This is a genomic window from Flavobacteriales bacterium, from assembly GCA_020435415.1.
In the GTDB taxonomy this organism is placed as follows: Bacteria; Bacteroidota; Bacteroidia; order JACJYZ01; family JACJYZ01; genus JACJYZ01.
This window is the reverse complement of sequence record JAGQZQ010000040.1, coordinates 1-14,997: the sequence shown is the minus strand read 5'-3', so window position 1 is coordinate 14,997 and position 14,997 is coordinate 1. Positions and strand designations below refer to the sequence as shown.

Below are 14,997 nucleotides of genomic sequence, written 5' to 3'. Positions count from 1 at the left end.
CAGAAAGGCAATACGTGAAATTTTCAATATTAGGGTTTTATATTGAGCATGACGGATGATCGTTAATGTCAATCTTTTTGATTTTCAGTCACCTTCATCCAAAAAATTTTTCTTTTATCTGGGGTTTCAAGTGTGAGTGTATCGTTTTGCAGATTCCACAGGCGGCATTCACGAAGGATGGTAAGCAAATCATTTTCCCAGGGCGTGTTGGGGCACGCTTTTCGCGTTGCGCCGATCCGGTCAAAATAAATGCTATCGCCCTTGAGGTGATATGGGCCGAACATTTCGTTGCATCCGGTAAATCCGCTGAAAGAGCTATCACTGGTGAAATTCAACACGACGCCTGCGGGATTGTCTATTGTAAATGCTGCCCATTCATGATTGATGAACATAAACTTTCCCCTTATGTCAACAGGGGTTTCGGGGATGCCGGTTTGGATATTCTTTCCATCTTTAGGTGAAGTTGCAGACTTGTTGGTCTGGCAGGATGCCAGGAACAGAAAGAGGGCGAAGGTGAGTATCGGTTGGTGCATGGGTAAAGGTAAAGAAGAAAGATTGTAAAGGGCAAGCAAGAATGCATTGATCGGAGATACATTGTGCCATCAAATATTTTGCCTGTATTCAAAGTTGACTCGATAAATCGGTATTAAATTCTGGGATATGTCTTTTTTCCTTATTAAATTCCATATCTATTTTATATATTAGCCCTGACAGTAGAGTTAGAGTAACCACAATTTTCATTTTTAGGTAAACAAAGGTGCGGGTCGGGGTAACCGGTCTGAACCTGCATGCTACAAGCTTTCGGTGCAAAGGTCGGAAGCATGGAGGATGGGGTTTGTGCATCCTGTTTACCTTAACTATAAAAAGTCCCTACACTATGAGTAAAAGAGGTTTTGGTTGAGTTTTGCGCTGGTCCCGGCGATCGCGATTTGTCTGTTGAATGTAAACCGGCATACCGAAGTACCCGGTAACATGAGGCCGATGGTTATGGATGTGGATCATGAAGATGAGAATGAACACAACCCTGATAAGAACCGGAACTGGACATCAGAAGAAGCGGCGTTGTTTCAACGGGAGATGCAACAGGTCAGGAATTCATTAAAACAGGCTGCCGTGCAGCGCGGGATAGAAGCTTATGCCGGGGGTGCACTCGGTGGAACATGGGTGAACCGTGGTCCATACAACATGCCGGGTTCTTTTTATTTTACGGAGATGGATGAAGGAACCGACACCGTATATGCCATCACCAACGGTCACTATGGCGGGGTTCAGTTCATATGGAAAGGTACCCTGACCGACGATCAGTGGACCCTCATCACTCCGAAACATCCTTACCGGTTTGAAGATTTGATCGTACTGCCGAATGGTTCCGGACGGCGCGTCATAGCTGCACTGGAAGGTGGAGGTATTATGTATTCCGATAACGAGGGACAAACCTGGACCAACGCCACAGGTCTGCCTTCATCCCTTAAAAGTACCATCGTAAACCGTCAGGATAACAACGTGCTTTATGCCACCGATGGAAAGGTGGTATATCGTTCTACCAACCTGGGTACTTCATTTTCATCTTTTCAAACCATCGGTTCATCCGCGAGCTATGCCCGGATGTATTCGCCACGCTGGAGCAGTCAGCCGGGTGCTGAATCCGTTTATCTGGCGGTAGACAGCAAGTTCTTTAAACTAAACAGTCAGAAAACTTCCTTCACCCAGGTGGGTACGATTGCCACCGGTGGACGTATCGGTATAGGTGGAGATAACCGCAAACTCTGGGTTACTCTGAGCAACAAAAAGTGGCATGTGAGCACCAATGACGGTCAGACATGGGCCTATCAGCACACCTCTAATTGTTACTATAATGATATAAGTGATGACATGGAAACGGGTCACTATCCCGGTGTACATCCGGAAGACCCCAATATCCTTATCGGAGGATATTCAAACCCCCTTACTACGCGTGATGCAGGTGCTACCACCAATTTTGATGCGAACAAGTACTGGGGGTATTACCAAAATTCCGTCGGTAATGATCCGAAGGTGCGGGTGAATTATCATCCCGATATCCAGGGTAGTCAGTTTTTCTATGATAAGAATGGAGACCTTTTGACCCTGCGTGCAACCGACGGTGGTGTGTTCGTCTCATACAACGAGTGGACCAAGACCAGTTATCCCAATAAGAGTGACATCGATGGTGTGTACTATAACATCTCGCTGTTCGGAAAGCCCTCACAGGAAACATACCGCGGCGGATTTATGTACGGTGCAAAAAACATCGACGACATGACGGTAGGTACGCAGGACCAGGGCTGGCAGAATACCCGCCTGAATACCTATGGCAACGATATGTTATCCTGGGATCAGGTGGGCGGTGGTGACGGCCCTTGTTGCATCACGGGAGACGGCATTATCGGATGGAAGTATGAGTATTTCGGAGAAGGTGTTTTCAGCCGCATACAATTGGAAATACATATAAAGGCCTGAGCGGAACCAGCAACTCATCCTCTTCTTACGATTTCAACGGAGGATACTACTTCACACCTTCGGTGGGCGACTGGGATGATGGTGATCGCATCTGGGTGCTGAGCCGCACCCTGAGACGGATCGAGTTCAATTCATCCACCCAGCAGTTCTCTCAGGTGGAACAGGATCTTTCCAATTCAAGCGACTATATGCAGGGCATTGCCCAATCGCATGTGAATCCTGATGTGGTGTATGCCTTACAGGATGGCCGGGTGTTCAAATCAACCAACCGCGGTACGTCCTGGACGGAGATCGCGGGGCAGTCGGCTACGGGCATGAGTGCATCAAGCCAGAACAGGGGCATGGGCTGGAGCTCACCTTTGGATGAGAAGATCGTGCTGTTCGCATCCCAGTCGGGCACGTCGGTCAAAACAATTTTTTCGAATGACGGAGGGCTTACCTGGAAAAACGTGACCGGCAGCGGGGCAAATTATTTTCCCGCTGCCGAGGTCAACGGAATGGCCGGTACAGCGGATGGAACCATGGTGTTTGCATCAACCAACATGGGGCCGTATGTGTTCAATGTTGCCGAAGAGAAATGGTATCCGTTGGCTACCGATGACGACGTACCCGTTTTCTGGGGACAAATCGTATACTGTGTGAAATATGGTAACCAGGAAGTGGTGCGCTTCTCCACATGGGGGCAGGGGGTGTGGGACTTCCGCATCAGCGCTATCACGGCGAGTTTTACCGCCAGCACCACGCGGAGTTGTGATGGACAGGTTAGCTTCACGGACCAGTCTACTGGTGCTTCCAATTGGTTGTGGGACTTCGGTGATGGCAATACTTCCACAACGGCCAGCCCCACGCATACGTATTCTTCAAATGGCACCTATACCGTTACCCTCACGGTAGACAATGGTGCTGGTAGTTCCGATCAGACCACACAACAGGTGGATGTGTACATCATGTCCGCACCCACTGCCAGTGGAGCAAATATTTGCAGTGGTGACAGCACTACGCTCACTGCTTCAGGCAGCACGGGTGTGTTCGAGTGGTTTGATGACGCTGCCGGGAATAACAGGGTAGGGGAAGGAAGTTCATACATCACCCCTGCGCTGAATACGACCACCACTTATTATGTAAGGGCAAAGGAGAATGTTGCTACAGGTACCCTTGGTCCGGTGGATACTTTGATCGGCACCGGTGGCATGCATGCCTCGGCCGGTTATGGTTTGAACTTTGATGCCGTCCAGTCTTTCCGTTTGCGCAGTGTAAAAGTGTATGCCGGCTCTGCCGGCCCAAGGGAGATTGTCGTGAAGGACGGGGTCGGTGGAAATGTGATCGCCACAAAAACAGTTGATCTTAATCTGGGTGAGCAACGCGTGATCCTTGACTTTGACATTCCACAGGGCAACGGCAGATTTTTGCAGATCAATTCTGCTACCATCGATCTATACCGAAGTACAACGGGTGGGGCATTCCCTTATCAGTATGGAGGACTGGTATCCATTACCGGTACCAACGCTCCCAGCACAGATTACTACTATTACTTTTACGATTGGGAGGTGGAAGCGGAAGCTTGCCATAGCGACCTTATCCCGGCTGTGGTTACGGTAGATCCCGGTCCGGGTAAGCCAACCATCAGCGAACAGAACAAGGTACTAACCGCCAGTATTCCGGGTGTCACATACCAGTGGTATCTGAACGGCCAACCTATATCGGGTGCAACTTCGCAGTCCTATACGCCGGTGGATGAAGGGGACTACACTGTGGAGGTCACAGATGGAAACGGGTGTTCATCCACATCTGATATCTATCCGTTTGTATTTACAGGCATTGCAACTTCGGGTGAGCCGATGGTTGTGAATGTATTTCCGAATCCGGGCAGCGGTGTGTTCATGATCACTATTCCGGATGCAGGACAAAGGGAAACACAAGTGTCCGTGATGGATCACAGCGGTAGGGTGATACTTAGGGAGCAGATGTCCGCATCGTCGAATAAGCCGGTCCGTGTTGACCTGTCTACCCATCCGTCCGGAATCTATTTTGTGGTGGTGCGGTCGGAAACGAGTGTGTGGTATGGGAAGTTGGTGAAGGGGCGTTAGTCCTGTCTTCTTAGCTGGTGATAGGGAATCCGTTGAGTGCCTTTTTGTTTGTTATCATCTTTAAAATATCAGGGCTATGCCCCTTTTTCTGTTGCGATGAATTTCGTTGTATTACGAAGATGTCAGGGCTACGCCCCTTTTTGTTGCGATGAATTACGTTGATCTACGAAGATGTTAGGGCTATGCCCCTTTTTTGTTGTGATGAATTACGTTGATCTACGAAGATGTTAGGGCTATGCCCCTTTTTTGTTTCGATGAATTTCGTTGTTCTACGAAGATGTTAGGGCTACGCCCCTTTTTTGTTTCGATGAATTGCGTTGTATTACGAAGACGTCAGGGCTACGCCCCTTTTCATGTGTAATGAATTTTTTGGATGTTCTTCTTTCCTTAGACGTGTATTATCATAATCTGAAGCCGGCGTGAAATAGGGAGGCATTGTTGGCAAAGGGCGTAGCTCTGTCTTCTGCGTTGCTGGTGAAAGGAAATCCGTTGAGGGCTTTTTTGGTTTTCCATTATGCGTTGGGTAGCAATCTGGCCATATTATTCCGTACAGTTGGCAAAGGGGCGTAGCCCTGACGTCTTCGTAGCAATTGGATACCAGGGACGTTAATGAAGGGGCGTTAGCCCTGAGATCTTCATTCATCATACCATTCAAACAAATATTTTGAGTCATATTCAATTTCAAATTTCTGTAACAGCAACAAATATTCATCCCTGAATGATTGCTTTTTGTGATGTTCTGGTTGGTTCAAAACGTATTTCACCACCTTGTCTATATGTGATTTGGAATAGGTAAATGCCCCATAACCATCTTGCCAGGCAAATTTACCGGGTAAATATTTCTTTTCGTTCAACCATTTGGAAGAACCTGATTTTACCTGTTCCATTAATTTGGAAGGGGCCGTCATAGGGTGCATTCCCACGAAAATATGTGCATGGTCCGGGTTGCAATAGATGGCATAGATTTTACATTTTTGATTTGTTATTATTCCGCACATTACTTTTTCCAATTCGTCTCTAAAGCGCTCTTTAATTAAGTTTTCTCTGCCCTTTACAGAAAAAACGAATTGAATATATATTTGTGTGTATGTGTTTACCATGATTAATAAAATATCAGGGCTACGCCCCTATTCTGTTGCGATAAATTGCGTTGTTCTACGAAGATGTCAGGGCTATGCCCCTTCTTTAACATTCCAGGCACTGAATGAATCAGGTTTTGTCAAATCTGAATATTCTCGGTGAAGAAAGCGGGCTAAAGTGATGCAAGAATTTGCTGAAGTGATATTAGACCATCATTTGCCTGAAAAGCTAGCATACAATTTCAGCATACAGCAAGAGCATACAGCATACAGGCGGAATCACTTGGTAAATAGTGTGGTTCAGTGCCTGTGTGTATGCCTGCCTGCCCAGGTAGGAGCTGTGTGTGATGGCAGACAGGCTCGCACTGCATGTTGAAACTGGAGATGTCTGTGCTATTGCGGTTTATTATTCCTCTTCTCCCAACATTGCGCGATCATAATCCGTCTCAGGTGTAAAATACGGCAGCATCGTTACCCTGTCAGGAAATGAACAAAATACTTTCCAGTATGCACGCTTATTCATACTGTCGAAATGGATGAGCCCTTTCCTGTACTGTAATGTCTGGATGAAGTTTAATCCAAGACATGCCAACAGGACAAACGCTGCGACACTCATGACCACTTTTTTTCGTCCCTTATCAAAAAGGAATCTGATGGTTGCAGCGAAAGGAAGCGCTAGTAGGGCATAGGTTTCTACCAGGGGGCGACTGCCGAAGCTTCCTCCATACCACCAGCACCACCAGCTGTACACCACATATACATGTAATGCGATGTATGCCGCGGTGGCCCATCGCCAGTGCTTCAATTCCTTTGACAATAAGGCAATACCCACCAAAGCAAACACCATAATGGGCGTGTACAACAGCCATCCCTTTCTGTATCCGAATAATCCTTCCGTGAGGTGCGGACGATCAAAATAGAATCGTTCTTCACCATAGCTGTATGCCAGCCAACTTCCCGTGACGTATTTCCAATAAACCATTTGCAATAATAGAACGGCAAAACCTGCAAGGGACGCAAGTGCCAGTCCGCCCCAACGTTCTTTAAGAGCAGCAATCAGATTTTCCTTGTGTTGAAGCATAAAAACAATCACCAGCGGCAAAACCATCAGTCCGTTGGATGGCCTGACCAGGATGATTAGACCGGCAACCAATCCTAGGAGGATGGATGTTCCCATCCGGTTTCGTTCCAACCAGGAGGAGAACGTTTGCAGCAGCGTGCAGAACAGGAAAAACGAATAAGCATGCGACATGGTCGGCTCGGAAGTAGCGTAGTAAAAAAGATTACTTCCGAAGCAGAGCAGGAGCAGGGTGATACCGGTGACACTATCGGAGAAATAGCGCAGCAGGAACTTCCTTAGGAATATGGCGCCGAGTAAGACATAGATCATGCCGCTCCAGTAGATCATGATCTGATAGGGCAACGACCATCCCGAGGTATCGCCACTTGTGAGGACGGCATAGGCATGTGCGATCAGGAAGAATGGCATGTACATGATGGACACGCCCATGGTTGTTTTCGGGATGTATGAATCGTTGGGGCCTTCCACCAGCCATACGAAGGGAAAGTCACCGTCCTTTACAAACTCAAATTTCGCGTCGTTGTAAATGAAGATGGCGGGCAGGTATTCATAATAGATCAGCGTGTCATACTGGAAAATATTCTTCCGGTTCCAGACACTGATGTTAAAGCCGACATAAATGTAAATGACCGACAAAAACAAGAGTACACCTTTGCTGAAGGAAATCTTCATGCGGCAAAGATAAACCCTTATTCCGGCATTTTACCGGAGTATCATTTTCAGCATCCGGAAGTCTGTGCGGCATTGTAGATTCTAACGGAAATGGTTTGTTTCATCTTTTTGTCTTTGGAATTCCGTGCGGGTGTCCACACGGGCATACGGCTGACGGTCTCAAACAAACAACCATCCGCTAACGTATTGCCGGAGGACCACAACAGCCGCACATCCGTCACGTTTCCCTTTTCGTCTATCGTGAACTGAACCACACTCTCTTTGAACGAAGGATCCATTTGAGCCGCTATCGGCCAGGTGCACGCATCGCTGAAGTATTTCGCCATGGCCTCTGGTCCGCCGGGATAGCTGGCTTCCGTTTCCGGCACAGCAAACGTCCGGTGGTGCATGTGACCTGGTTCAAGGACGCCGGTCACCGCATTGGTTCTCCTGTAGTCTGCATCCATCATGATCAATGTGCCGGGGTCTAATTTTTTCAGGATGCTTTTTTGCTCCGGATTCAAAGTGTCATTGGTGCCGGTTACCTTTGTCAGTTCACCATCGATCATCACCGCAAGCTCCACGTTAATATATTCCTCGATCCAGCTGGCAGGGAAGTTCGGGAAGATGTCACTGAGGGTGGCGGCATTTGCAAGCTTCTCCATCTTTGCGCGCTGGAAGGCGTTTCCGTAAATTTCATACTGCATATCCGGTTCAGCCGGGACAGGACTGTTGTTATTCATTGGGTCTACACCCATGAGAACTGACAGGCCGAGCAAGGCAAAAAGGCTACTTTTCATAACGGTGTTTTTTTGGTGATATTCAAAGGTAGCGCCATCCTCCAAGCGTTGGCGTTATCAACCAGTTATTGACTTGTTAATGACTTGTTATTGCCGGCGATACAAAAGGCGGACAGTGTTAAAAAAGGCTACATTTGAGTAAGACCATGAAGCCGAACCGTACTTACCTGTTCATTATCATTTCTTCCATTGCGCTTGCAATTGTTCTGGTGATACAGTGCAACTGGATCCTGCAAACTGCCAGGATCAAGGAGAAGGTGTTCAATGACAATGCCAATATGGTGCTTTCCAAAACTGCCGAAGCCCTTCACACTGATCAGGACATGTTTTCCAGACTTCAGATCTCCCTGCAGCAAAGCGAGGCAGACAAGATCGATTCACTGCTGAAGCACTACATGCAGGTGTACAACATTCATATCAATTACAACTTCGAGGTGACTCCTGCGCCTGCATCGATCAACAACATATCAGGCTTTGTTCTTAACAACAAGGCCAACAAAGAAGGGGCCTACCAGGCGTGTATCAGTGGGGATGCCAAGCAGAACAGCGTTGACCTTATGTTGACCTTTCCGGACAAAGAAGCGTTCATCCGGGCGGAAATGGGAATACCCTTCATCACTTCGGTGATCCTCATCTTCCTCGTGCTGGTCATGTCTTGGCACACAGTTCACTCTTTGGTGAAAGAAAAAAGAATATCAGAGCAAACGACGGAGTTTCTGAATAACATGACCCATGAATTCAAAACACCCCTCACGAATATAGCGCTTGCCGGAAAGATGTTGGAGAAGGAAGTGCAACCGTTTTTGCATGATAAAGGAAAGCGCTATTCTGAGATTATTCTTCAGGAAAATGAGAAACTGCGCCTGCAGGTGGAACACATGCTTGGAATGGCAGCACTGGAGCGGGGAGAGTTGCCGATGGATAAAAGAGAGGTGGATATGCATCAGCTCATCCACGATGCTTTGAAAACGATGAGTATTCAGATCGAAGGTCTGCAGGGCAGTGTGAAACATGAACTGGAGGCAGAGCGATTTACAGTGCGGGGCGACAAGGTGCATCTGACCAATGTGTTGTGCAACCTGGTGGACAATGCGATCAAGTATGCAAAGGATAAACCGGATATTGTCATCCACACGTCCAATGATGGCTCCGATCTGATCTTGTCGGTGTCCGATAACGGGGTGGGTATTGAAAAGGAACATCAATCGAAGGTCTTTGATAAGTTCTTCCGTGTTTCTTCGGGTGATGTGCATGACGTCAAAGGTTTTGGTCTCGGGCTGGCCTATGTGAAAAAGATCGTGGAACTTCACGGAGGATCTATCCGGCTCCGGAGCAGGAAAGGAAACGGTGCTACCTTTACCATTGTATTGCCTTATGTCTGAAGAAGCCAGGACCCGGATATTATTAGCAGAAGATGACCTGAATCTGGGTTTCCTTCTGGTCAATTACCTTGAAGGGGAAGGCTTTGATGTGACGCTTTGCCGTGATGGTGAACTGGCCTGGCAGGTGTATCGATCCAATTCGTTCGACCTGTGTTTGCTGGACGTGATGATGCCGAAGATGGATGGTTTCAGCATGGCAAAAGAGATAAGGAAAAAGGATCATAAGATTCCCATCATATTCATCACCGCCCGTTCCATGAAGGAAGATCAGTTAAAGGGTTATGGCCTGGGTGCGGATGACTACATTACCAAGCCATTTGATGAAGAAGTGTTGTTGTGGAAGATCAGGGCCGTGATCCGCCGGGTACCGGAGGACAGGGTTGTGGAAGAAGTGGTGTCCCTGGGTCAGTACACATTTGAACCGTTCAACCAATCTCTGATTCTGGGTGGCCATTCAAGGCGCATCACAGAGAAGGAGTGTGAGATCCTGAAATACCTTTCGGACCACCGCAACCAGGTGATCAAACGGGAGGATATGCTGAAAGCCCTTTGGGGAGAGAACGACTATTTCCTCGGCAGGAGTCTGGATGTGTTCATCACCAAGATCCGGAAATACCTCAAAGACGATCCGAACCTGAGCATTGAAAATGTCTTCAAGGTCGGTTTTGTGTTTAATGTTCCGCAAGGAGAGTGAGGGAATATTTTATTTATTCTTCTTCCACAATCTCCCTGACCCTTCCCACAATCCCTGACTCCAGCATGACCTTGATTCCGCGGGTGTGTACCGCCGCACTGGTGAGAATTCTTTTGACGTGACCATAAGTGAGCCTGCCGGTTTTTTGCTCATGCTTCTGAACAATTTTCACCGCCTGACCGATGTGGATGTTTGCGCGTATGGTGCCGTCTGACATGATTGTTTTTTAGAGAATCCAGACGAAAGATACGAGACTTTTGGGGGTTATCGAACCGAATTACTATCGGCTCTTAATAGAGGTATCATTTCTTCTTGAATGTCCTCTATCTGAGTTTCTGTATCAGTTCTGCCTTGGTTTAACAATCCCAGTTCCTGTAGCAAAGCCCGTTGTCTTAATCTGAATTCATTAGCATACTGTGGATTTGTTTCAAAATACTTTTCGAGTTCCATATGCTCCGGGATGTTCAGGTCAAATTGTTTGAAGGTGTCCGTGTTAAGGCGTAGTCTTGAATTATTAAGCACTTCATAACCGAATACACCTGATTCCATCCTGATAGATCTTATGGAATCCTGGTAATGAAAGGTCCGGATGGTATCACCGTCAACTTCATAATAGCGGGCCTCAAGGAAGCCCATATTCCCGCACCATGCAATCATTCTTTCATTGTCAAAATGGATCTCGCAGTAGTCAAAATATTTACCGTTATCGTAAATGATGCCGGACCAACTTCCCTGCAGGAATTCGTTGGAAGACGGCTGGACTGCGGGTGAACACCCGATGATGGTGGTTGTAAATATGAGGAGCCATTTCATGATGGTAATATACTGAATGGCCGACATTTCCCGCCCATCTCATGAATTGTTCTGTGCTTAGAATTCAATTATATTGTAGACAAAAATCTGTCCATGACAAAATTCAAAATACCGGCATTTATCTTCATCACCGTCTCCATTTGCTTTGCTTCCTGCAGCAAATGCGTGGAATGTTCTAACTGTCAGGGAAACAATAACAGCCAGGGCGAGGAAGTATGTCAGAAAGATTTTAGTGACAAGGACAGCTATAACGCCTATGTGGAAGGGTTGGAAACAGTGGGCGGATGTTCATGTAAGTGAGTTTCAGCTGTGGCATACAGAATGAAACTTCTGTTTCCCTATGCTGGCGCGGATTTGTAATCCGTGCCTAACTGTGTCACGGATTACAAATCCGCGCCAGCTATGGAATTTCAGTATACCCTTTCAGCATACAGCATGAAACATCCGTTTCTGCCCTGAACTTATCCTGATATTGTTTCGGAGTCAGACCGGTGTGTTGCTTGAATATCTGGTAAAATGTGGATTCGGCGTTGAAGCCGCTGTCAACCGCAATGGAATAAATCGTCAGGGAATCATCCTTCATAAGCAACTCTTGCGCATGCATGATGCGGTAACCGTTGATGTATTCCTTGTAGTTCTTGTTAAAGGTGGTGTTGATGTATTGTGAGAGATGCCGCGACGGAATTTGTGAAAGCCCTGACAGTTTGTTCAGCGACAGGTCATGGTCAAGGTATACGTTGTTTTCTTCCATCAGCTTGTCTAGTACCTGTGAATACTGTGCGAGTTGTTCGTCCGTAAACTCGGATTTCTTCTGCTGATTTCTTTCTTCCTCAGGGAGGATGATCTCCACCATCTTTTGTTCCAATGGGCGATGTGGCGAACGAATGCTGAACACCGATGGATTGCGTAAAGCCAGGTAGCCGAATACAAGCATGAAGAAGGCCGTGCAGCCCCGGTTGATCAGATTGTAATAGTCGGGAGAGTATGTCAGTACAGGGATATCCACATGAAATAAGCGGCCATTTATGAGTGTGAATGCCAGGTATACCAGCAACAAGGCGGATAAGGCCAGATGAAAGTAAACAAAGTATTTTCCCCAGTATAGCTTCAAAAGATGGAGATGTTCTTGTGAGGCATTGGTCTTCCGGATTTCCTTTCTAAAGATTTTAATCTGCCAGATCAGCAAACCCGCAAAAAGCATCTTGACGTAGAGGGGAAAGCTCAGGTACCAGTTGTTGTAAAAGCCTGCAAAGTAAAGCCTGGTCATATGGATTCTGGTCAGGTAGTCCATGGTAATATGCAGGAAGGGCAGGAGCCACAACAGGTGAAGTGCCCTGGGCATCGGTTTGTTCAGAATGGAATACAGAAAGCTGAAAACCACCGCTGTATTGCAAAGCGCCACAAATTCATACCCCGTTCGGATCAAATTGTTGTAGGACCCGTCAGGAAAAGGGTCGTTGGAACATACCACAAAGAGGGTGTGAAACACAAAGAGGTAGAAAAAATAAAATGCCAGGGGTCGGTTCTCTTTCTTGCTGTCTGCAATCAAAGCTGCAAAAAAGAGCAAGCTCTGCAATATGATATATATGATCAGGACCTGATGCATGCGGATGCTCTGAAATTTAAGGATGGTATGTTTTCGTCGCTTTCCTCTTATTCATGCGAATTCACAGGTAATCACCAAAGACGTTGCACTGCCTGGATTACCGGGGATTACCTTGTTGTCAGGATATATGGAATGGCCATCACCCTGCAAATTCACATGAAAATTCGAAAGACACTCTACTGTCCTATCCGCTAAATTTAATGATTTCCGGGCAAATGGTGGTAGAGGATGGCGTGTTTATAGGTGTTCCAGCGCATTTATAATGCAGAAGGAGCGGAACCGAATGCCATGATATGCATACGACCCGCTCCATGCGCACAGGATCCACTCACTCTACTCCTGGTTCCCTAAAAGTCAGTTTTCAGCAGTTTGACTTGTTGGTATGCATCTTTGTTTTCATTTACCACCTGAACGATGTACAACCCAACGGGAAGAAGTGTAATGTCGATTACGTTATTGCCGCGGCTAACGGGTACGTGATCCATGACTACCCGGCCGGTGATGTCACGGATAGACAGGGTGGCCTTTCCGATCACGTTAGCATTGAGCAAAACGTTCACCGACCTGCTGGAAGGATTCGGGAAAACCAGGAATGCGTTTTTCGATCCGGCGCCTGGATTGAGCACGCCCGTTGTTGTTCCGATGGTTACGGTTTTGGTCAGTTCATCAGACTGCTGGTCGAAGATGTCCATCATGGAAACATGAACGGTGTAATCACCGACTGCCAGGTTCTTTATGTTGATGGTCGTTGATCTCAAATGAGGCACCGTATCCGTTTCGGTTGAAACGGTAACATTCGAGGAGTTGACCAGCTTTACAGTGTATGAAAACTGCGGACTTTTTGTTTGATCGGTCACCCAGGATACTTTCAGAGAATCCGTATTGTCTATAACCGAGATCGAAGACAACTGCCCGATGGTCAGGACCGGTGATGCAGGAAGGGTGATTTTAAGCACTTGTCCCTCGCTTACAGTCTTGATGGCATTGCCACCAAACTCCATGAAGTAAGCACCGTTCTCGATGCCGGCATTGGCTTTGTAATCGGTGGATGACGATCCATTACCGGAATAGGAAGCCGTTCCCCATGGTATCCAGGCCTTCGTGTCGGATGTTCTTTTGTACCCGTTCTTATATAATCCTTTCCGGTAGTTCTGGCTGGAACTGCACCAGTCTTCCAGGAATGAATTTGTCCCACCGCTGTTGAAGCGCACATCGGCTACAGGGAAGTCCATGGTCACATGATGCGTCCATTTATTGGTGCCATAATCATAACTCCAGAAACCGAAGAAGCTATGCCCTTTGTAATCCCAGCGCCTGCTGACGGTTCTGACCCAGGTGTTCATTTTCCATCCGATCAGTAGATTATCATCATAGTGCAGACCGGTACCTTCTCCACCGAATTTTGTTACGACTGAGTTAGGTAGTTTATAAGGAGCAGTTATCGGTGCAGATGTTCCGATCGGATCCCAGATGGAGAAGATGAAATTGGTTCCCTGGCTTTTTTGCTGAATACCGCAATATGCACCACCCTGGCTGCCTACATTCCAACCCATGGTCTCCCAATATGAACATCCTGTGGTATTGGTGACCATGACTTCATTCATGATGATGTCACCATTCTTTTTATCCGGATACCAAAGATGTTGGGCATTCGATGTGATGATTCCCATGGAAAATGATGCGCTGACAAGCACCCACTTAATCAATCCGATCTGCTTCATGTTCTTCATTTTTTGTTTGTGTCGAATTAAGAATATCAGGCACCGGAAATACTTCGGGAACATGTTTTCGGATAAAATTTCACGGGAATTATATAGAATCTTATCCTGCGAGATAGGATGAGGAGGAAAAAGAGTTTAGGAAGAGAGAAGGAGGAGGATCAGCATACAGTTTGAGCATACAGCATACAGGAAAAAAAACACTGTGGAATCCGAAGGCTTGCTGCTCCTGTATGCCCCACACTGTATGCTCTTGCTTACTTCGTAAGCCTCTGGATCATGCTGAATAGCATTTTCAAAAGTTCTTCCAAAGCATCGCGAAACAGGTTTGACTGTTGCTCGGACAGAACAGACTGACCTTTCAGGAAGTCGAAAATAGCAGCACATTCAAAGACAGATCCACGGGCGATAATATAAAAGTTCTTTTTGTCGCCGGGAGTAAACCGGCCGGATCCTTCTGCTATGTTGAGCATGATGCTGAAAGAAGCGCGATGGAGTTGATGGGTGGTGATCCTGTCGAGAGGATTGTCTTTCAGGAAGGCCTGCACAGACTGGTTGAATGCCTTCGCTTTGTGATAGACCTTCAGTTTTTCAAAGTCGAACATGAG

The 14,997-nt window shown here is 46.9% G+C and carries 14 protein-coding genes; 5 read left to right on the top strand and 9 right to left on the bottom strand.

Annotated features, from left to right (window positions below; all coding sequences use genetic code 11):
• Positions 1-68 precede the first annotated feature (68 nt).
• On the bottom strand, positions 69-533 hold the full coding sequence (locus KDD36_08220; GenBank protein MCB0396623.1) for an META domain-containing protein: 465 nt from the start codon (positions 531-533) through the stop codon (positions 69-71).
• Positions 534-897: 364 nt separating this feature from the next.
• Here KDD36_08220 and KDD36_08215 point away from each other — a divergent pair, with 364 nt between their 5' ends.
• Entirely contained in the window at positions 898-2,478 is a 1,581-nt protein-coding gene (locus tag KDD36_08215; GenBank protein ID MCB0396622.1) for a hypothetical protein, read from the top strand.
• A gap of 62 nt (positions 2,479-2,540) precedes the next feature.
• A complete protein-coding gene (locus KDD36_08210; GenBank protein MCB0396621.1) occupies positions 2,541-4,565 on the top strand; it encodes a PKD domain-containing protein in 2,025 nt (674 codons plus the stop codon).
• A gap of 635 nt (positions 4,566-5,200) precedes the next feature.
• On the opposite strand, the gene tnpA is transcribed toward KDD36_08210, so the two are convergent.
• The 3 genes from tnpA to KDD36_08195 all read right to left on the bottom strand — a co-directional run bounded on the left by tnpA (position 5,201) and on the right by KDD36_08195 (position 8,176).
• On the bottom strand, positions 5,201-5,665 hold the full coding sequence (tnpA, locus tag KDD36_08205) for an IS200/IS605 family transposase (GenBank protein MCB0396620.1): 465 nt from the start codon (positions 5,663-5,665) through the stop codon (positions 5,201-5,203).
• A 385-nt stretch (positions 5,666-6,050) separates the two neighbouring features.
• Entirely contained in the window at positions 6,051-7,397 is a 1,347-nt protein-coding gene (locus KDD36_08200) for a hypothetical protein (GenBank protein MCB0396619.1), read from the bottom strand.
• A gap of 47 nt (positions 7,398-7,444) precedes the next feature.
• Positions 7,445-8,176 carry an energy transducer TonB gene (locus KDD36_08195; protein ID MCB0396618.1) on the bottom strand — a complete coding sequence of 244 codons (732 nt, stop codon included), beginning with the start codon at positions 8,174-8,176 and terminating at the stop codon, positions 7,445-7,447.
• Between the two features lie 134 nt (positions 8,177-8,310).
• Here KDD36_08195 and KDD36_08190 point away from each other — a divergent pair, with 134 nt between their 5' ends.
• Both KDD36_08190 and KDD36_08185 read left to right on the top strand, forming a co-directional pair.
• Positions 8,311-9,558 (top strand): HAMP domain-containing histidine kinase, encoded by a 1,248-nt coding sequence (locus tag KDD36_08190; GenBank protein ID MCB0396617.1) that lies wholly within the window; start codon positions 8,311-8,313, stop codon positions 9,556-9,558.
• A complete protein-coding gene (locus KDD36_08185; GenBank protein ID MCB0396616.1) occupies positions 9,551-10,252 on the top strand; it encodes a response regulator transcription factor in 702 nt (233 codons plus the stop codon). Before KDD36_08190 ends, KDD36_08185 begins: the two co-directional genes overlap by 8 nt.
• 13 nt (positions 10,253-10,265) lie before the next feature.
• Here the strand turns inward: KDD36_08185 and KDD36_08180 are convergent, their stop codons facing one another.
• Positions 10,266-10,469 carry a YwbE family protein gene (locus tag KDD36_08180; GenBank protein ID MCB0396615.1) on the bottom strand — a complete coding sequence of 68 codons (204 nt, stop codon included), beginning with the start codon at positions 10,467-10,469 and terminating at the stop codon, positions 10,266-10,268.
• Between the two features lie 47 nt (positions 10,470-10,516).
• Positions 10,517-11,065 (bottom strand): hypothetical protein, encoded by a 549-nt coding sequence (locus tag KDD36_08175; GenBank protein MCB0396614.1) that lies wholly within the window; start codon positions 11,063-11,065, stop codon positions 10,517-10,519.
• Between the two features lie 93 nt (positions 11,066-11,158).
• Here KDD36_08175 and KDD36_08170 point away from each other — a divergent pair, with 93 nt between their 5' ends.
• Positions 11,159-11,365 (top strand): hypothetical protein, encoded by a 207-nt coding sequence (locus KDD36_08170; protein ID MCB0396613.1) that lies wholly within the window; start codon positions 11,159-11,161, stop codon positions 11,363-11,365.
• 100 nt (positions 11,366-11,465) lie between these two features.
• Here KDD36_08170 and KDD36_08165 read toward each other — a convergent pair whose 3' ends face one another.
• The 3 genes from KDD36_08165 to KDD36_08155 form a co-directional block, all read right to left on the bottom strand.
• Positions 11,466-12,671, bottom strand: coding sequence for an AraC family transcriptional regulator (locus KDD36_08165; protein MCB0396612.1), 1,206 nt, complete (start codon positions 12,669-12,671; stop codon positions 11,466-11,468).
• 347 nt (positions 12,672-13,018) lie between these two features.
• Entirely contained in the window at positions 13,019-14,392 is a 1,374-nt protein-coding gene (locus KDD36_08160) for a DUF3472 domain-containing protein (protein ID MCB0396611.1), read from the bottom strand.
• A 254-nt stretch (positions 14,393-14,646) separates the two neighbouring features.
• On the bottom strand, positions 14,647-14,994 hold the full coding sequence (locus KDD36_08155; GenBank protein ID MCB0396610.1) for a four helix bundle protein: 348 nt from the start codon (positions 14,992-14,994) through the stop codon (positions 14,647-14,649).
• Between the last annotated feature and the right edge of the window lie 3 nt (positions 14,995-14,997).